General features: G+C 58.5%; 15 protein-coding genes and 2 tRNA genes. 9 read left to right on the top strand and 8 right to left on the bottom strand.

Going from position 1 to position 17,943, the window contains the following annotated elements:
• Positions 1-3 precede the first annotated feature (3 nt).
• The 3 genes from ACR0L9_RS06670 (at position 4) to ACR0L9_RS06660 (ending at position 1,258) form a co-directional block, all read left to right on the top strand.
• On the top strand, positions 4-918 hold the full coding sequence (locus ACR0L9_RS06670) for an MBL fold metallo-hydrolase (protein ID WP_480895295.1): 915 nt from the start codon (positions 4-6) through the stop codon (positions 916-918).
• 73 nt (positions 919-991) lie between these two features.
• Positions 992-1,066: transfer RNA gene (locus tag ACR0L9_RS06665), tRNA-Asn, on the top strand.
• 117 nt (positions 1,067-1,183) lie between these two features.
• Positions 1,184-1,258, top strand: a tRNA-Asn gene (locus ACR0L9_RS06660).
• An 18-nt stretch (positions 1,259-1,276) separates the two neighbouring features.
• Here ACR0L9_RS06660 and ACR0L9_RS06655 read toward each other — a convergent pair.
• The 4 genes from ACR0L9_RS06655 to zwf form a co-directional block, all read right to left on the bottom strand.
• Entirely contained in the window at positions 1,277-2,896 is a 1,620-nt protein-coding gene (locus tag ACR0L9_RS06655) for a long-chain-fatty-acid--CoA ligase (RefSeq protein WP_480895294.1), read from the bottom strand.
• A 106-nt stretch (positions 2,897-3,002) separates the two neighbouring features.
• Complete coding sequence (pgi, locus tag ACR0L9_RS06650) at positions 3,003-4,613, bottom strand: glucose-6-phosphate isomerase (protein WP_480895293.1); 1,611 nt, start codon at positions 4,611-4,613, stop codon at positions 3,003-3,005.
• Positions 4,614-4,618: 5 nt separating this feature from the next.
• Positions 4,619-5,290, bottom strand: coding sequence for a 6-phosphogluconolactonase (gene pgl / locus ACR0L9_RS06645; protein ID WP_480895292.1), 672 nt, complete (start codon positions 5,288-5,290; stop codon positions 4,619-4,621).
• Complete coding sequence (gene zwf / locus ACR0L9_RS06640; protein WP_480895291.1) at positions 5,287-6,741, bottom strand: glucose-6-phosphate dehydrogenase; 1,455 nt, start codon at positions 6,739-6,741, stop codon at positions 5,287-5,289. Before zwf ends, pgl begins: the two co-directional genes overlap by 4 nt.
• A gap of 163 nt (positions 6,742-6,904) precedes the next feature.
• On the opposite strand from zwf, the gene ACR0L9_RS06635 reads away from it, so the two are divergent.
• Positions 6,905-7,858 carry a radical SAM family protein gene (locus ACR0L9_RS06635; RefSeq protein ID WP_170636165.1) on the top strand — a complete coding sequence of 318 codons (954 nt, stop codon included), beginning with the start codon at positions 6,905-6,907 and terminating at the stop codon, positions 7,856-7,858.
• A gap of 3 nt (positions 7,859-7,861) precedes the next feature.
• Here the strand turns inward: ACR0L9_RS06635 and ACR0L9_RS06630 are convergent, their stop codons facing one another.
• Complete coding sequence (locus ACR0L9_RS06630; RefSeq protein WP_039535770.1) at positions 7,862-8,131, bottom strand: usg protein; 270 nt, start codon at positions 8,129-8,131, stop codon at positions 7,862-7,864.
• 194 nt (positions 8,132-8,325) lie between these two features.
• Between ACR0L9_RS06630 and gyrA the strand changes: the two genes are divergently transcribed.
• Both gyrA and trhA read left to right on the top strand, forming a co-directional pair.
• Entirely contained in the window at positions 8,326-11,049 is a 2,724-nt protein-coding gene (gene gyrA / locus ACR0L9_RS06625) for a DNA gyrase subunit A (RefSeq protein WP_170396932.1), read from the top strand.
• Between the two features lie 126 nt (positions 11,050-11,175).
• The gene (trhA, locus tag ACR0L9_RS06620) at positions 11,176-11,844 is read left to right on the top strand and encodes a PAQR family membrane homeostasis protein TrhA (RefSeq protein ID WP_170406032.1); all 669 of its coding nucleotides are present in this window, start codon (positions 11,176-11,178) and stop codon (positions 11,842-11,844) included.
• Positions 11,845-11,867: 23 nt separating this feature from the next.
• Here trhA and ACR0L9_RS06615 read toward each other — a convergent pair whose 3' ends face one another.
• From ACR0L9_RS06615 to ACR0L9_RS06605, 3 genes are read right to left on the bottom strand one after another with little or no spacing between them, the layout of a single operon-like run.
• Positions 11,868-13,337 carry a carboxypeptidase M32 gene (locus tag ACR0L9_RS06615; protein ID WP_480895290.1) on the bottom strand — a complete coding sequence of 490 codons (1,470 nt, stop codon included), beginning with the start codon at positions 13,335-13,337 and terminating at the stop codon, positions 11,868-11,870.
• Between the two features lie 4 nt (positions 13,338-13,341).
• A complete protein-coding gene (ctaA, locus tag ACR0L9_RS06610) occupies positions 13,342-14,487 on the bottom strand; it encodes a heme A synthase (protein WP_480895289.1) in 1,146 nt (381 codons plus the stop codon).
• A gap of 59 nt (positions 14,488-14,546) precedes the next feature.
• On the bottom strand, positions 14,547-15,290 hold the full coding sequence (locus ACR0L9_RS06605) for an RNA methyltransferase (protein ID WP_170396917.1): 744 nt from the start codon (positions 15,288-15,290) through the stop codon (positions 14,547-14,549).
• 164 nt (positions 15,291-15,454) lie between these two features.
• Between ACR0L9_RS06605 and ACR0L9_RS06600 the strand changes: the two genes are divergently transcribed.
• From ACR0L9_RS06600 to ACR0L9_RS06590, 3 genes are read left to right on the top strand one after another with little or no spacing between them, the layout of a single operon-like run.
• Positions 15,455-16,075 carry a thiamine phosphate synthase gene (locus ACR0L9_RS06600; protein ID WP_170396915.1) on the top strand — a complete coding sequence of 207 codons (621 nt, stop codon included), beginning with the start codon at positions 15,455-15,457 and terminating at the stop codon, positions 16,073-16,075.
• A gap of 55 nt (positions 16,076-16,130) precedes the next feature.
• Positions 16,131-17,024 carry a PfkB family carbohydrate kinase gene (locus ACR0L9_RS06595; protein WP_170509655.1) on the top strand — a complete coding sequence of 298 codons (894 nt, stop codon included), beginning with the start codon at positions 16,131-16,133 and terminating at the stop codon, positions 17,022-17,024.
• Positions 17,021-17,935, top strand: coding sequence for a pseudouridine-5'-phosphate glycosidase (locus tag ACR0L9_RS06590; protein ID WP_480895288.1), 915 nt, complete (start codon positions 17,021-17,023; stop codon positions 17,933-17,935). Before ACR0L9_RS06595 ends, ACR0L9_RS06590 begins: the two co-directional genes overlap by 4 nt.
• Positions 17,936-17,943 lie beyond the last annotated feature (8 nt).

Genomic DNA, 17,943 nt, shown 5'->3' with positions numbered 1-17,943 from the left:
AGAATGCAAGCCCCCGACGATTTCAACCCTCTGCCTGGACAGGTTGCCGTGCTCACCCCGGGACTTAGGCGCATTCTTGCGCCCAATCCCTCGCCAATGACTTATCGTGGTACGAATACCTACCTTCTGGGCGATGAGGACATTGCTGTCATCGACCCTGGGCCATTGAGTGATGCCCATATGCAAGCCATAGTTGATGCGCTGGAACCCGGGCAGCGGATCAGCCACATATTTGTTACGCACACCCATCTGGATCACTCGCCTTTGGCCGCCCCGCTCGCATCCCGCACCGGCGCTCCGGTTCTGGCTTTTGGTGGTCCGCAAGCTGGACGCAGCGAAGTCATGACCGAGCTGGCCCAGAACGGGCTTGCCGGAGGTGGTGAGGGAATCGATGCCGATTTCCGCCCTGATATCGAGCTTGAAGACGGTGAACGCGTCGCGGCAGAAGGCTGGCAACTCGAAGTGATCCACACACCCGGCCATCTGGGCAACCATATCGCGTTGGCCTGGGGAGATATCTGCTTTACGGCTGATCACGTCATGGGTTGGGCCAGTTCTCTGGTCTCGCCCCCGGACGGAGACCTGACGGATTTCATGGCAGCCTGTCGCCGCCTGCGTGCGCGCGAGTGGTCGGTTTTTCATCCGGGCCATGGTGCCCCTATCACGAATCCTGCCAAGCGCCTGGATTGGCTGATAGACCACCGATTGCAGCGGGAATCACAGATACTCGACGCCCTGGAAAATGGCCCAGAAACGGCCCAACAGCTTGCCCAGCGAATCTATATCGAAACCCCCGCCGCGCTGCTTCCCGCGGCCGAGCGTAATGTCTTCGCCCATCTGGTTGATCTGACCGGCAGATCCCGTGTAGCGCCCTTGGGGGATCTGTCAGTTGCGTCTCGTTTCAAGCGCATCGCGTGAATCGGAAAAAATTGACGGCCCGTGCGCTTCCCCTCTGGACGCCGAAAATACGGGTTGTTATACGCCCCTCAGTTCCGGCGTAGCTCAGCGGTAGAGCAGTTGACTGTTAATCAATTGGTCGTAGGTTCGATCCCTACCGCCGGAGCCAAATCACACCAAATTCTTCATAATTAGCTGCGTGAGCCACGGCGAAGTTTTTTCGCAGAAAAAACTCCACTACCCCACTGGACGCCGCAATTTGAGGTTGCTATACGGCGCGGACCGTTCCGGCGTAGCTCAGCGGTAGAGCAGTTGACTGTTAATCAATTGGTCGTAGGTTCGATCCCTACCGCCGGAGCCATTCTTCCCAGACTGGCACTTATACCATCAGCGCATCACTGAAATCCGAGCGCAACGTGCGTTTCAGGACCTTTCCGGTCGCGTTAAGGGGCAAGGCGTCGACGAACACGACCTTGTCGGGCACCTGCCATTTGGCGATTTTGCCGTCGAAGAATGCCAACAAATCCTGCTCGGTCGGTTCTTCGCCCTCGGCCTTCACTGCTACTAAAAGCGGGCGTTCGTCCCATTTCGGATGCGGCACGCCCACAACGGCAGCCGTCGCTAGTTGAGGGTGTGCGACCGCGATATTCTCCAACTCGACAGAGCTGATCCATTCACCCCCCGATTTGATGATGTCCTTCGATCGGTCGCGGATGGTCATGTACCCATCCGGGTCCAGTGTGGCAACGTCGCCAGTCGTGAACCAGCCATCCTGCAACAAGGCCTCATCCTGCATGTGGAAGTAGCTGTCCAGCACCCAATGGCCGCGAACCATCAGATCGCCCTGCGTTTCACCGTCATGGGGAAGATCTCTGCCATCATCATCGACGATTTTTAGTTCAACCCCAAAGGGCGGGCGGCCTTGGTTTTCGCGCAGCTTGTGCTGTGCTTCCATGGGCATGTCCAGATGTTTGGCCATCGGATAATTCGTCGTGCCCAGCGGGCTCATTTCGCTCATGCCCCAGGCGTGGACGGTATCGACGCCATAAGTTTCGCGGAACGTTTCAATCATTGAGGGCGGGCATGCCGCACCACCGATTACAGTACGATTGAGGCTTTTCAACTTAGTCCCGCATGTCGCGGCATGGGCCAGCAGACCTTGCCAAATGGTCGGTACGCCCATCGCCAGCGTGACGCCATATGTGTCGATCAGATTGACCAATGCCTCGCCATGCAATCCCGGCCCCGGCATCACCATTCGCGAACCAGACATAGCGCTGGCATAGGGCGAGCCCCAAGCGTTGACGTGGAACATTGGCACCACCGGCATCACCACATCCATAGCGGAATAGCCGATTACGTCGCGCGTGTTCGACGCGAAGCTGTGCAGAACTGTAGAGCGGTGGGAATAGAGAACGCCTTTGGGGTTCCCAGTGGTACCCGAAGTATAACAGAGGCTGGAGGCAGTGTTTTCATCAAAGCTGGGCCACCCGTAGTCTGTATCGCCGGTTTCAATCAGCTCGTCATAAAAAACCAACCCCGGCACCTGAGACAGCGCATCCTCGTCCCGCGCACCCATCAGCACATAGTACTGCACCTCGGTCAGATGCTCTTGCAGCGCGGCGACCAATGGCAGGAAAGTCGCATCAAAGAACAGAACCCGATCCTGCGCGTGATTGATAATATAGGTTAGCTGTTCGGGGAAAAGACGCGGGTTGACCGTGTGACAAACAAAGCCTGCACCTGATACCGCATAGTAAATCTCAAGATGCCGACGGTTGTTCCAAGCCAGCGTGCCCACACGATCCTGCGGCTGCAGCCCAAGCTTCACCAGCGCAGAAGCCAATCGTCGTGCGTTCTGCGCGATCCCGGACCAATTGGTCTCGGTCACGGTTCCGTCGGTTTCGACCGAGATGATCTCGGTCTGCCCGTGATAACGTTCAGCATGTTCAATCAGCGACGAAATCAGCAAAGGCTGCGTCATCATCTGTCCCAGCATGGACATTCCTCCCATCGTCAGCGCTTGGCCGCGCCGTTATGTCTTGGCAACAACCCTGCCAAGAATTCAATTGTCTGACAATAAGAGAGTGCGGCAGGGTGCCGCGTCAACCGCGATGTCGCAATGCGTATCCAACCAGCGCCGAGGTCGAGCCATCTTTGCCTTCGGCGCTAACCTCACCGTCCACGATCGGCCCAAGTGACGTTGCCAATTCCTTGCCCAGCTCAACACCCCACTGATCGAACGAGTTGATTCCAAGCAGCACGCCTTCGACAAACACGCGGTGTTCATAAAGCGCAATGATTTGACCCAGCACAAACGGGGTAAGCTGCGGATAGATCAGCGTGGTTGACGGGCGGTCGCCCGAAAACACACGATGGCGTGCCTGACGCTCCAACTCGTCGCCTGTCAGGCCCTTTTCGGCCATGCGTGCGCGTGCAACATCCAGCGACCGACCCCGCATTAGCGCTTCGGACTGGGCCAAGCAATTAGCCAATAGAAGGCGATGATGATGGGCCAGTTCCGGCTCATGCCCGTTTGCTGCAACCATGAATTCGCAGGGAATCACATCGGTGCCCTGATGGATCAACTGATAAAAGGCGTGCTGTCCATTGGTGCCGGGTTCGCCCCAGACGACCGGTCCTGAAGGCATGGTCAGCGCGCTGCCATCCATCGCGACGGATTTGCCGTTCGATTCCATCTCAAGCTGTTGGAAATAGGCAGGCAGGCGCAGCAGACGCTGATCATATGGCAGAACTGCGCGGCTGGCATGCCCAAGCACCTGACGATGCCAGACCCCCACAAGCGCCAGCATAACTGGCAGGTTTTCTGCCCATTCGGCGGATTGAAAGTGCAGATCCATCGCCTGACCGCCGCGTAGAAACGCGTCAAACGCGTTCGAGCCAACGGCGATCATTACCGGCATTCCGACCGGCCCCCAGACCGAGTACCGCCCGCCGACCCAATCCGCGAAGCCAAACACCCGCGCCTCGGGAATCCCGAAGGCCTGAGTCTTGTCAACAGCGCTGGAGACCGCTGCGAATTGCCGCGCCGGATCACCGCCACCATCGACCATCCAAGCCCGCGCCGTGCGTGCATTGGTCATCGTCTCGATGGTCGTAAAAGTCTTCGACGCGACAATCACCAGAGTCCGTGTCGGATCAAGCGGGCGCAGCGTATCCGCAATATGCGCACCATCCACGTTTGAGACATAATGCAGCCTTGGCCCGTCGTGATAAGGTGCCAAGGCATGCGTCGCCATCACCGGCCCAAGGTCCGAGCCGCCGATGCCAATATTGACCACATCCGTAAAGCTGCCCCCTGCCCCTTTGATCGCCCCGCCACGCACTTCTTCGGCAAAGACGCGCATTCGCTGTAAAGTGCCCAGTACGTCCGGCATTACATCCTGACCATCGACCTCGACCGGGCCTCCGTCGAGATTGCGTAGCGCGGTATGCAATACAGCCCGGCCTTCGGTTTCGTTGATCTTTTCACCGGAGAACATCGCAGCCCGACGCTCTGCCAATTCGACTTGATCGCAAAGCTGGATCAGTGCCGCGCGGATATCTTCGTCGATTTGTGTCTTCGAATAGTCAAACAGCAGATCTCCGGTCGAAGCCGAGAAACCCTGCGCCCGGTTTGGATCGGCGTCAAACAGATCGAGTATCCGACGGCCCGTCTGTGTGGCTGCGAGTGAGTTCAATTGATCCAGCTGCATCGTGATTACTCCGCCCAATGTACGGTCATGCCGCTGAGCACGGCCGCGATCGGAGCTTCCTCGGGTGGTAGTGACATGGCACGATCCAGGGCATTCCGTTTAGTTTCTCCGAATATGACGAGATGCTTGGACAAAGCGCCGTCCAGAACCGGACCCGTCAGCGTGATACGCGCTTCGGGCTGCACATCGGTCCGCGCTACCGCCAGTGTCGAGGCGTTGTTGTTCAGAGCAGCAGACAAGCCCTGCATCCCCGGAAAGAGCGAGGCGGTATGCATGTCCTCACCCATACCCAGCACCAGAACCGATAGCGGCAGATGCGGGTTAATCAGGCTTTCGATCTCGGGCAAAACCGCCTCAGGCTCATGTTCCGCAACATAGAGCGGCATGTATTGTGCAATGGATGCGCGACTGGTCAGCAACCGTTCCCGGATCAACCTCTCGTTCGAACGCTCGTGATCACCCGGCACGCATCTTTCATCGGTCGGCAGTATGTGCACACGATCCCATTCCAGATCCGCAGCGCACAATCCATCAAAGATCGGCCCCGGTGTGGTTCCGCCCGGAACGGCCAACGAGACAGTATCATGATGTAGCAATGCGGCCTCAAGATCTCCGGCCAATGCATTCGCGACATCAATCGCCAGCATGTCGCGATCGGCGTATTCTTTGATATTCATGGATTTATTCCTTGCCAGCGGCGGTGGTCTCGTTTCATCAGCAACTCGGCGTCGCCCGGGCCGGTGCTGCCGTTTTCATAGGGTTTGGGAACATCACCGCGCGCCTCCCAGCCCGCGATAATCGGATCGGTCCAGGCCCATGCGGCTTCAACTTCATCGCCGCGCATGAACAGGGTTTGGTTGCCGCGAATGACATCCATCACCAGCCGCTCATAAGCGTCGGGTGGGTCCTGGTTTTCAGGCCCAAGCGCTTCGGCAAAGCTCATGTCCAGCGGAACGTCAACCAGACGCATGCCTCCCTGCCCCGGCTCTTTAATTGTCACTTTCAAAGTGATGCCTTCATTGGGCTGCAACCGGATCGACAGGGCATTCGCATGACGCCCGGCCTCTTCGCCAAAAATCGAATGCGGAGCATCCTTGAACATCACATTGATGACCGAGGACCGCGCCACCAGCTCCTTGCCCGTGCGCAGATAGAACGGTGTGCCCGCCCAACGCCAATTGCTGATATGTGCGCGCAATGCGATGTAGCTTTCCGTCGTCGACCTTTGATTGCCGACAACTTCACGATACCCCCGGCCATCGGCACCGCCTGCAAACTGACCTCGTACGATATGGTGCGGCTCAACCGAATCCAACGCGCGTATGACCTTGAGTTTCTCATCGCGCACCGCGTCCGGATCAAATTTTGCGGGTGGTTCCATCGCGATCAGACATAAAAGCTGCATCAGATGGTTCTGCATCATGTCGCGCATGGCGCCGGCGCGCTCGTAATACTCTTCACGACCGTCAATGCCGACGGTCTCGGCCACAGTGATCTGAATGTGATCGACATACTGGCTGTTCCAAAGCGGTTCGAACAGCATGTTGCCGAACCGAACGGCCATCAGATTCTGAACGGTTTCCTTACCCAGATAATGATCGATCCGATAGATTTGCCCTTCGTCAAAATGCGCCGCCAGTGTCGCATTCAACGCGCGAGCACTTTCCAGATCGTGCCCAAAAGGCTTTTCGACGACGATACGGGTTTGCGGGGTGGCCAGATTGTGCGCCCTGATCTGTTCGGCCAGCGGGCCAAACAAACGGGGGCCTACCGAGAAATAGAAGGCCCTGACACGATCCGCATTCAGCATTTCAGCCAACTGGGCCCAACCATCTTCGGACAATGCGTCAAGCGGGACATACTCCACGCGCTGCAGAAAACCGTTCACAGCCTCCTGATCTTTTGCCCGTTTCGGTGCGTGCTGGCGCAACGATTCGGCCACCATCTCGCGAAAGCCATCAACGGTCAGAGCGCCCCGCGCTGCGCCGATGATCCGGGTGGCCTCGGGCCACTGCCCGGCGCAGTAACGCCGAAACAGGGCCGGAACGATCTTGCGCTGTGCCAGATCGCCGGTTCCGCCGAATATGACCAGATCAAATGGGTCAACAGGTATGACACGAGAAACCATGGCTTTTCCTTACCTTGCCGCTTGGGGCATGTCCAATGTTAGCGCAACCAATCAGCAACTTTCTTCCCACATCAAAACTCTGTCAGCGAGGGGTAGATACTCTTAACTAAACCGGCACAAACGGTTAAGTCGGTTTGGCACAAGCACAGAACCGGATGCCGGAATGAAAGACAACGCCCTACAGGCTGCGAATATCGGGAAGTTTCAGAACAGTTTAGTGACAGCAGACGGGCAAACGCGCGCGTCCGTTGCGCTGACTCATCCCGAAACCCTTTGGTTCAACACCGGAACGCTGTGCAACATCGAGTGCGTAAACTGCTATATCGCCAGCAGCCCAACCAACGATGCTCTGGTTTACATCACCGTCGACGAAGTCCGCGACTATCTGGATCAGATCGAACAGCGCCAATGGCCGATCCGCGAGATAGGCTTTACAGGTGGTGAGCCCTTCATGAACCCCGAGATGATCGAGATGACGCGCGTCGCGCTAGAGCGCGAGTACGAAGTTTTGATCCTGACCAATGCAATGCGGCCGATGATGCGCCGCAAAATGCGCGAAGGTTTGCTGGAATTACAGCGCGACTACGCAGAAAAACTGACGCTGCGTGTCTCCGTCGACCACTACCGCCCCGATCTGCATGACGAAGAACGCGGCAAAGGCAGTTTTGCTAAAACTCTGACGGGGATGCAGTGGTTGCGGGATAACGGCTTTAGGATGGCCATTGCCGGGCGCACAGTCTGGGGGGATAGCGACGCTGAAAGCCGCGCGGGGTATGCAGCATTCTTTGCCAAGCACGGCTTTGACATTGATGCTCAAAATCCGGGCCAAACAGTTTTGTTTCCCGAGATGGACGAAACAGTTGAAGTTCCTGAAATTACAGCCGCTTGCTGGGGCATCCTGGACAAATCCCCCGATGCGGTGATGTGCGCCAGCTCGCGTATGGTCGTCAAACGCAAAGGCGCCGAGCGCCCGGTAGTGCTGGCCTGTACGCTGCTGCCTTATTCACCGGAGTTTGAATTGGGCGAAACCCTTGAAGAGGCCGAGGCCGACGTGCATCTGAACCACCCGCATTGCGCCAAATTCTGTGTATTGGGCGGCGCGAGCTGTTCGGCCTGAGGGCTAATTTACCCGAAACTCACCCACCATGTTGCGCCATTCCCCCGGCGCGATCATTTTACGGTGCGTGAACCTGACCGAGTGCAGCGGACCTTCAATCTCTTTCTGCCAGAATTCTACGAATTCGAACAGCTTCGGATGGTCCGGAGCAAGGTCGTAATCCTGCCAAATAAACGTGTTCAGTACGTGAATATAGTCGGGCATGTGGTAGAAAAATTCCGCCGTGGTAAGCCCGTACCCCTTAAGCATGAGTTCAGTTTCACTTTGCGCCATGCAGACCTCCAATCTTGTTACAAGGTCTACTTAGAGTAACACGGAACTGTCCTAATACTTAGATAACAATATGTTACTCAGGTGTTACCGACCTAATTTGGCCGGGGAACGGTTGCTTGCTTGCACCTTATATGCCGGGTCTGATAAAGTGTATCCACAAGATATAGATCAAGAACAAGACACGGGCAGCCTACGTGAGCGATACGCCAGAAATCCCTGAAAACATGGACGAAACCCCGCCCGAGCGCCCCGTTTATGACGGCCCGACGGTATCCATCGAATCCGAAATGCGCACGTCCTATCTGGACTATGCGATGTCGGTCATTGTCAGCCGTGCGATCCCCGATCTGCGCGATGGGCTGAAACCGGTGCATCGGCGTATTCTCTACGCGATGCATGAGACCGGGAACACTCATGACAAGTCCTATCGCAAGTCGGCCCGTCCGGTTGGCGACGTGATGGGTAAGTACCACCCGCATGGTGATAGTGCGATCTATGACGCGCTGGTGCGGATGGCGCAGGATTTCTCGATGTCGCTGCCGCTGCTTGATGGTCAGGGCAACTTTGGCTCAATGGACGGCGATAACCCGGCGGCGATGCGTTACACCGAAGTACGGATGGACAAACCCGCCGCGTCCCTGCTGGCCGATATCGAAAAAGAGACTGTCGATTTTCAGGACAACTATGACGGCAAAGACAAAGAGCCGACCGTCCTACCCGCCCGTTTCCCGAACATGCTGGTCAATGGTGCCGGTGGTATCGCCGTGGGTATGGCAACCAACATCCCACCGCATAACTTAGGCGAAGTGGTCGATGCCACGCTGGCGCTGATCGACGACCCGGATCTGACATCAGAACAACTGATCGAGTATGTGCCCGGCCCCGACTTCCCGACTGGCGGTGTGATGCTGGGCCGCTCAGGTGCGCGCAAAGCGTACCTTGAAGGCCGTGGCAGCGTTATCATCCGCGCCAAGACCCGCGTAGAAGAGCTGCGCAAGGATCGGTACGCCATCGTTGTCGACGAGATCCCCTATCAGGTGAACAAAGCCTCGATGATCGAAAAGATCGCCGAAGCCGTGCGTGAAAAACGCATCGAAGGCGTCAGCCACGTACAGGACGAATCCGACCGCAATGGTGTGCGTGTCGTGGTCGAACTGAAACGCGATGCAACGCCCGAAGTGGTGCTGAACCAGCTCTACCGCTTCTCGCCGATGCAGACCTCATTTGGTTGCAACATGCTGGCGTTGAACGGCGGTCGGCCTGAACAGCTGACCCTGCGCCGCTTCCTAACCTCGTTCATCGACTTCCGCGAAGATGTTGTTGCCCGCCGCACAGCCTATGACTTGCGCAAGGCGCGTGAGCGCAGTCACATCCTGTGTGGTCTGGCCGTGGCCGTTTCGAATGTTGACGAAGTGGTTGCCACGATCCGCTCGTCGGCAGACGCTGCTGAAGCGCGCGAGAAACTGATGACCCGCCGCTGGCCTGCATCCGAGATCGAAGGCTATCTACGCCTGATCGACGATCCGCTGTCCAAGATGAATGACGACGGCACCTATAACCTGACCGAGGTACAGGCCCGCGCCATTCTCGAACTGCGGCTGCAGCGTCTGACCCAACTGGGTGTCAAGGAAGTCACGGACGAACTGGAAGAACTGGCCGACAAGATCAAGGAATACTTGGATATTCTGTCTTCGCGTGAGCGCATCATGGGCATCATCGCCGATGAGCTACGCAGCGTGCGCGAGCAGTTCGCCGTCGACCGCCGCACCGAGATCGTTGACTGGTCCGGTGATATGGAAGACGAAGACCTGATCGAACGCGAAGATATGGTCGTGACTGTCACCTCAGGCGGCTACATCAAACGCACCCCTCTGGCCGATTTCCGGGCGCAAAAGCGTGGCGGCAAAGGCCTGTCGGGTATGCAGACCAAGGAAGAGGATGTTGTCACCAATCTCTTCGTGGCGAACACGCATACGCAACTGCTGTTCTTCACCACCGAAGGCATGGTCTACAAGCTCAAGACCTGGCGTCTGCCGCAATCCAGCCGGACCGGTAAGGGTAAGGCGATCGTCAACATTCTTCCGATCCCGACCGGTGTCTCGATCGCGGCGATCATGCCCGTGGATGTGCCGGATGAAGAGTGGGAGAACCTGCAAATCGTCTTCGCCACCAGCGCGGGTGACGTGCGTCGCAATCGTCTGTCAGATTTCACGAACGTCCGCCGCAATGGCAAGATCGCGATGAAACTGCCCGAGGATGTGGAACTGGTAAACGCTCGCATCTGTTCAGAAGATGAAGACGTGATGCTGGTCACCAATTCGGGCCGTGCGATCCGCTTCCGGACCACTGATGTACGTGTCTTCAACTCACGCGAATCTACCGGTGTGCGCGGCATCAGGCTGAGCAATGGCGACCGTGTCGTCTCGATGTCCGTAATTCGCCATTTCGAGGCCGACCCGGACGAGCGCGCCGCCTACCTCAAGATGCGCCGCGCAGTCGCGGGCATTGCGGATGACGGCGAAACGGACGAGGACGAAGCCGCGCCTGGCAGTATCACGCAGGAACGCTATGCCGAGATGTCGGCAGCCGAGAACCTGATCTTGACCATCACGTCGGGCGGCGCGGGCAAGCTGAGCTCCAGTCACGACTACCCTGTCCGCGGTCGCGGTGGCATGGGTGTGGCGGCGATGGACAAAGCCATGCGCGGTGGCGAACTGGTTGCCTCCTTCCCCGTAGAAATCGACGATCAGATCATGCTGGCTACCTCGAAAGGCCAATCGATCCGGGTGCCGGTCGAGGGCATCTCGTTCCGCTCCCGCAGCGCGGGTGGTGTGCGTGTATTCAACACCGGTAAAGGCGAAGAAGTCGTCAGTGTGGCCTGGATCGCCGACCAGGGTGACGAAGAAGCCGAGGAATAACAAAGCACTACAGAAGTGTAACAAAACGCCCGTATTGCGGGCGTTTTTGTTACTCAGGGTCACGTTCCTGCCAACGGCACGAGGGTGGGCTTGCCCCAGCAGACCCGGCACGCCTAGCATTTCGATATGTGGTCATTCGCCCATATCCGACCTGCCTACAGCCGTGCTGAGCGAATAAGTGACGGTGTTGTTCATGTGCTGGGTGTTTCTTCGGCGGTGATCGCAGCGCCTATGCTGATCATCATGACAGTCTTCTATCGGTCAGACCCGGCGGCGGTTTTGGGCGCCTCGATCTATGGAATAACTCTGGTTTTGATGCTGACGTTCTCGGCGCTCTACAACATGATCGAGCATGATGAGTGGGCAGAGTTTCTGCGCCGCCTTGATCACTCGGGTATCTATGTGAAGATCGCAGGAACTTATACGCCGTTCCTGCTGCTCTCGGCTTCACAACCTCCGGGACTTTTGCTGGGGCTGTGGTCTTCTGCGACGCTGGGCTCTGTTCTGAAGATGATCGACCCGAACCGCTTCCGCTGGTTCGGGCTGGCGCTGTATCTTCTGATGGGATGGGCAGCGGTTTGGGCCGGACAATCCATGTTGGCCGAACTTTCACCCCTTACCCTTACTTTAATGATCGCCGGAGGCCTCATCTATACCGCAGGCGTGGTATTTTACCTTCTGGACTGGCTGCCCTACCACAACACCATCTGGCACGTGTTTGTATTGGCAGGAAGCGGCCTTTTCTTCGCCGCTGTTGCCTTGCGTATCGAAATGGTACCGTCAGGGCCAGTATAACGCCGGAGCGCCACGAACACGCCTCAAAGCCCGTACAACGCCCCGAACTTCTGCTCCAGATAAGCCAACAGCGGCTCCGGCCCTGGTTCCACCCCACTGGCGCGCTGGATGATTTCGCGGGGCGCGTACAGGCCGCCATGTTGCTGCACATGCTCTCGAAGCCAGCCTGTGGCCTCGGATGTATCGCCAGCTGCCAACTGCCCCTCAAGTCCGGGAATTGCCGCGCGCAGTGTTTGATACAGGCATCCCGCATAGACATTACCCAGTGAATAGGTCGGGAAATAGCCAAACAGGCCAACCGACCAGTGTACGTCCTGCAAGCATCCATTCGAGGGCTTGTCGACCGCATAACCAAAATCTGCTTTGAATCGGTTGTTCCAGGCGGCTTCAAGGTCGCCGACCTGCAAGTCACCGGCCATCAGTGCGCGTTCCAAATCAAACCGCAGCATGATGTGCAGATTGTACTGCACCTCATCCGCCTCGGTCCGGATATAGCCGTTGTGGACGCGGTTGACTGTGGCATAGAACGCATCTGCATCGGCGATGCCAAAATCACCGAACGCCTCTTTCATCTGGTCAAACAGCCATCCGGTAAAGGCGCGCGAGCGGCCCAGCTGGTTTTCGTAAATCCGGCTTTGGCTTTCATGCACACCCATCGACACACCACGTCCCAGCGGGGTCAGCAGGTAATCGCGGTCGATGCCCTGCTCATAGGCGGCGTGGCCAACCTCGTGAATGGTCGAGTAAAAGCAGTTGAACGGATCGGTCTCGCTGGTGCGGGTGGTGATCCGAACGTCCAGCCCGCTGCCCGAGCTGAACGGATGCACCGCTTTGTCGACGCGGCCATTGTTCAGGTCATAGCCGAATGTCGTGGCCAGTTTCTGCGTCAGGCGCATCTGGGTCAGTTCGTCAAAGTTGCCGGTCAGCGCGACAGGTTCCGGGCGATCCAGAACGGCGGCGCGAAGAGCCACCAGACGTGGGCGCATTTCGTCAAAGATCGCGGCGATCTGAGCGCCGGTTGTGTAGGGCTCGTAATCCTCGACCATCGCGTCATAAACGTCGCCACCCTGTGCCAGCGCTTCACCTTCTTGCCGTTTCAGTGAGACAACTTCTTCCAGCACCGGCAGGAAGGCTGAGACATCTTCGTCCGCTCGCGCCTGGGCCCATGTGCCCTGCGCGGCGGATGTCACGCGTGCAATCGCCGTCGCCAGATCGGCGGGCACCTTCACCGCGCGGTCATAGGCGCGGCGTATTTCACGCAGTTGTGCCTTGCCGACCTCATCTTGTGGTGCGGCCTGCTCCAACCATTCGGCAACGCGAGGGTCAGAGCGGCGAGCATGCAATACAGCCTCGATCGCTGCCATTTCCTCGGCCCGTTGCGGCGCGGCACCGCGCGGCATCACCGTTTCCTGGTCCCAGCCGAGCCTACCGGCAATCTGGCCCAGGGCCGAGGTTTCGCGCTGAAAGGCCATCAGGTCATTGTATGCTGTCATGGGATCATGCTCCGCGCACAGATGTTGCGATAGGGTAAGCTGTCAGGAAGCGGGCGCGCAGGATCAGTGTCCAGACGACCACGGCCATGAACTGGTGGAAAATGGCAATCTGCCAAGGTGCCGCATAGACGACTGTGATGATGCCCACGACCACTTGCAGTGACAAAGCCGCGAACATGGCGTTGAAGGCAAAGCGGGTCTGTGGGTGCGCGCTGCTGCCACCGCGCCGCCAGACTATGATGGCGAAAATAAACAGCAGATAGCCGACGCAACGGTGGATAAACTGCACCAGACCGGGACTTTCAAAGAAGTTACGCCACATCGGTTCCAGCATGGCCGCATCGGGCGGCAGCAACTGACCGCCAATCAGGGGCCAGTCAGTGTAGGACCTCCCCGCGTCGATCCCGGCCACCAGCGCACCGATGAGGATTTGCAGGAAGGTGAAGTGCAGCAGTCCGGTCGATATCGAGAAAAGCTTAGCCTCTTTCGCGCGGCGGGCCTGCATCAGGTCACGTTCGTCACGGCCAAGTTCAAAGATGTACCAGGCAAGAAAGCCGAGGATCACGAAGGCCAAGCCAAGATGCGTTGCCAGACGATAGCTGGCAACGGCGGTCATGCCTTCACCCTGTGTGACGCCCGAGGCGACCATCCACCAGCCTACAGCACCCTGAACACCGCCAAGCAGGCCGGGGATCAGCAGCTTAACAGCCCATCCTGTCGGAATCTTGCGGGTCACAAGGAAACCGATAAATCCAACGGCCCAAACCAATCCTATCACGCGGCCCAACTGGCGATGGCCCCATTCCCACCAATAGATGGTTTTGAAATCATCCAGCTCCATCCATTGGTTCTGAATGCGCCACTGGTCAATCTGCTTGTATTTATCGAATTCGGCTTGCCAGTCGGCAGCGTTCATCGGCGGGATCGCACCCGTAATAGGTCGCCATTCGGTGATCGATAGACCACTGTCGGTCAGCCGCGTGAGCCCGCCCACGGCAATCATGATCACGACCAGCGCGAACAGGATCATCAGCCAAACCCGGATCGCGGCCCGCGCACCGCCACGCCCCCGGTCGATCATACCGGGTTGGACGGCCTGTTGTTTTTCGCTGTCCGAGACCTCTTCGAAGATGCTGCGCTTACCGCTCATGCTGTCCTCATGTCCTGATTTCGTCGCAAGCTATGGTTTGGCGGAAGATAGGTCCAGCCTCAGCTTTTGTCTTTCCAGCGGACCATCTGCCGCATGATCCCGTGAAGCATCTGTACATCGGCCCGTGTCATCCGCATCCGCGACCACAGATTGCGCAGGTTCACCTTCATTCCTTCGGCTTTTTCCGGCGGATAAAAGAACCCGGCCTGTTCCAGACGGTCCTCATAATGCTCGACCAACTTTTCAACCTCGATCCCGGTCGCCCAATCGCCCTTGCCCAGATCAGTTGCCTCATGCACGACATCCCCGGTCTGGCGCATCCATTCGTAGGCGGTCAGCAGAACGCACTGCCCGAGGTTCAACGACGCATATTCCGGATTCACTGGCACCGAGATAATCGCATTGGCCTTGGCGATATCCTCATTCTCAAGCCCTGCCCGTTCCGGGCCAAATAGAACAGCGACCTTTTCGCCCGCCGCCACTTTCTGCGATGCAAGCTGCATTGCGCGCTCCGGGCTATAGACAGGCTTGGTCAACCCACGTTGCCGCGCTGTGGTGGCGAAGACAAAGGTGGTGTCCTCCAGCGCGCCCGCCAGATCGTCAAATAACTGCGCCTCATCCAAAAGCCGCCCGGCCCCGCTGGACATCGCCACCGCCTTGGGGTTGGGCCAGCCGTCGCGCGGTGCCACGATCCGCATCCGATCCAGCCCAAAGTTCCACATCGCCCGCGCGGCAGCACCGATGTTCTCACCCATCTGAGGGCGCACCAGAACAAAAGACGGCTGTGATGTATCGCTGGGCATGGCTAACTCCGAAAAACTCCGCTTGCTCTAATGGCCGCATGGGTCGAGGGCAAGTCGGCCCGGCGTCTTCTGTTCGCAAAAGGGTACGTAGCCGGCATAAAAGTTTGCTTCCCCCGCGCAATCCGCTAAACCGCGCGAAAGATGACAAACCCGAAGGACGCGCCATGGACACCCCCGAGCAGCCGCAGATTTACCTGATCACGCCTCCGACCATCGCGCTGAGTACATTCCCTGATCAATTGGGTCACGTATTGGACGGGGCTGAAATTGCATGTATCCGCCTCGCCTTGGCTGGAAGCGACGAAGATACCATCGCGCGCGCCGCCGATGCTTGCCGCGAAGTTGCGCATGCGCGCGATGTAGCCATCGTGATTTCCAACCATGTATTGCTGGCGCAGCGGTTGGGTCTGGACGGGGTGCATCTGGATGACGGCGCGCGGTCTGTCAGGGCAGCCCGTAAGGAGCTAGGCGCGGATGCGATTGTCGGCAGTTTTTGCGGGTCTTCCAGCCATGACGGGATGACTGCTGGTGAAAGTGGCGCGGATTACGTGGCCTTTGGCCCGGTTGGTTCCGCCACGCTGGGCGATGGTACTCAGGCCGAAAAGGACCTGTTCCAATGGTGGTCCGAAATGATCGAGGTTCCCGTCGTGGCCGAGGGCGGCCTGACGTCCGATCTGATCCGAGACCTCACCCCCTGCACCGATTTCTTCGGCATCGGAGAGGAAATCTGGTCGCAAGATAACCCGTTGGAGGCGCTGAACTCTCTGATTGCCGCAATGCGCTGAGGGATGCGAGCGTTAACCCTTGCACCCGCGTCGGGGCTGCGGCATGACACAAGGCATGAACAAGAACAGCGAAATTTTGTGCATCGGCTCGGTCCTTTGGGACGTGATCGGACGCTCGGCCAGCGCCATGCGACAGGGCTCGGATGTACCCGGCCGCATTACTCGCCTGCCGGGTGGCGTCGCCATGAACATCGCCATGACGCTGGTGCGGTTCGGAATGACCCCGACTTTGCTGACCGCAATTGGCCGCGACGCTGAAGGCGACGAATTGGTCCGGTCCTGCGCGCGTTTGGGGATGGTCACCGATCACATCTATCGCTCGCAAGACCTGCCAACCGACAGATATATGGCGGTTGAAGGAGCCAACGGGCTGATCGCCGCCATTGCCGACGCCCATTCGCTTGAAGCTGCCGGAGCCAAAATCCTGCGTCCCTTGATGCATGGTCCGCTGGGCTATGAAAATACGCCATTCGAAGGGCCCATCGCGCTGGACGGTAACCTGACGCTTACCTTGCTTGAAGAGATCGCCCAAAGCCCCGCCTTCGCCAAAGCCGACCTGCGCGTCGCCCCGGCGTCGCCCGGCAAGGCAGAACGGCTGCTGCCCTTCCTCAAACACGCCCGTGCAACGCTTTATGTGAATCTCGAAGAGGCCGGACTGCTTTGCCAACGCGAGTTCACCGATTCCGAGAGCGCCGCCAAAGGCCTGCTGGACCGTGGCGCATTGCGGGTTCTTGTGACCGATGGCGGCAACTCGGCCACCGTCGGGGATGCTGATGCTGTCTTGACCCAAACACCCCCGTCCGTTCTGGTCACCCGCGTGACTGGCGCGGGCGACACTTTCATGGCCGCCCATATCGCCGCCGAGGCGAATGGTGCCGACAGCGACGCGGCACTCAGCCGCGCGCTGCGCGCCGCTGCAACCTATGTTTCCGGAGAAACCCCACTGTGATCACCATTCATTATTCTGCAGAGGTCCGCGTCGCCAAGGATGCGGGCCAACCGATCGTGGCATTGGAAAGCACCATCATCACCCATGGCATGCCCTACCCCCAGAACATCGAGGTCGCGGCACAGGTTGAACAAGACATCCGCGATGCGGGCGCCGTTCCAGCAACGATTGTCGTTATTGACGGAGTTTTGCACGTCGGCCTCGAAGCCGACCAGCTGAGCGCACTGGGTCAGGCGCAAGGCGTCGCCAAACTGTCACGCGCTGACATGGCCGCCTGCCTCGCCACAGGCGGCACCGGGGCCACCACCGTCGCCGCAACAATGATCGCCGCACATTATGCAGGCATCGAGGTCTTCGCCACCGGAGGCATCGGTGGGGTGCATCAGGGGGCCGAAACCTCCTTCGACATCTCCGCTGACCTGCACGAGCTCGCGCAGACCCCGGTGACTGTGGTCGCGGCCGGGGCTAAAGCCATCCTCGACCTCGCCAAAACGCTTGAAGTTCTGGAAACGCTCGGCGTCCCCGTCATCGCCCACGGACAGGACGAGTTCCCGGCCTTCTGGTCCGCAAAATCACCCTTGGCAGCCCCGCTGCGCATGGATGATGCCGCTGACATAGCAAAAGCCCACGCAACACGGCGTGCGTTGGGGCTGCCGGGTGGTCAGTTGGTCGCTAACCCGATCCCGCAAGCCGATCAGATCCCGTCCGAGGAGCTGGCCCCGATCATCGCGTCCGCACAGGCCGATGCAGAAACTCACCGGATCACAGGTAAAGGCGTCACACCTTATCTGCTACAGCGTATCTATGAACAGACCGAAGGCCGTTCGCTTACCGCCAACATCGCTTTGGTACGCAACAACGCCCGACTGGCAGCGGTCATCGCGCGTGCACTAACGGAATCAGCCCACTGACCCCAGCT

The organism is Ruegeria sp. I3, assembly GCF_056532525.1.
The sequence above is the reverse complement of the archived record's forward strand: the minus strand, read 5'-3'. Positions and strand labels throughout refer to the sequence as shown.

Excerpts from the sequence above, each read along its gene's own strand:
- pgi (WP_480895293.1), bottom strand. The coding sequence starts at position 4,613 with ATGCAGCTGGATCAATTGAACTCACTCGCAGCCACACAGACGGGCCGT.
- ACR0L9_RS06670 (WP_480895295.1), top strand. The coding sequence starts at position 4 with ATGCAAGCCCCCGACGATTTCAACCCTCTGCCTGGACAGGTTGCCGTG.
- ctaA (WP_480895289.1), bottom strand. The coding sequence starts at position 14,487 with ATGAGCGGTAAGCGCAGCATCTTCGAAGAGGTCTCGGACAGCGAAAAA.
- zwf (WP_480895291.1), bottom strand. The coding sequence starts at position 6,741 with ATGGTTTCTCGTGTCATACCTGTTGACCCATTTGATCTGGTCATATTC.
- pgl (WP_480895292.1), bottom strand. The coding sequence starts at position 5,290 with ATGAATATCAAAGAATACGCCGATCGCGACATGCTGGCGATTGATGTC.
- ACR0L9_RS06600 (WP_170396915.1), top strand. The coding sequence starts at position 15,455 with ATGGACACCCCCGAGCAGCCGCAGATTTACCTGATCACGCCTCCGACC.
- ACR0L9_RS06655 (WP_480895294.1), bottom strand. The coding sequence starts at position 2,896 with ATGCTGGGACAGATGATGACGCAGCCTTTGCTGATTTCGTCGCTGATT.
- ACR0L9_RS06605 (WP_170396917.1), bottom strand. The coding sequence starts at position 15,290 with ATGCCCAGCGATACATCACAGCCGTCTTTTGTTCTGGTGCGCCCTCAG.
- ACR0L9_RS06635 (WP_170636165.1), top strand. The coding sequence starts at position 6,905 with ATGAAAGACAACGCCCTACAGGCTGCGAATATCGGGAAGTTTCAGAAC.
- ACR0L9_RS06630 (WP_039535770.1), bottom strand. The coding sequence starts at position 8,131 with ATGGCGCAAAGTGAAACTGAACTCATGCTTAAGGGGTACGGGCTTACC.
- ACR0L9_RS06615 (WP_480895290.1), bottom strand. The coding sequence starts at position 13,337 with ATGACAGCATACAATGACCTGATGGCCTTTCAGCGCGAAACCTCGGCC.
- ACR0L9_RS06595 (WP_170509655.1), top strand. The coding sequence starts at position 16,131 with ATGAACAAGAACAGCGAAATTTTGTGCATCGGCTCGGTCCTTTGGGAC.
- trhA (WP_170406032.1), top strand. The coding sequence starts at position 11,176 with ATGTGGTCATTCGCCCATATCCGACCTGCCTACAGCCGTGCTGAGCGA.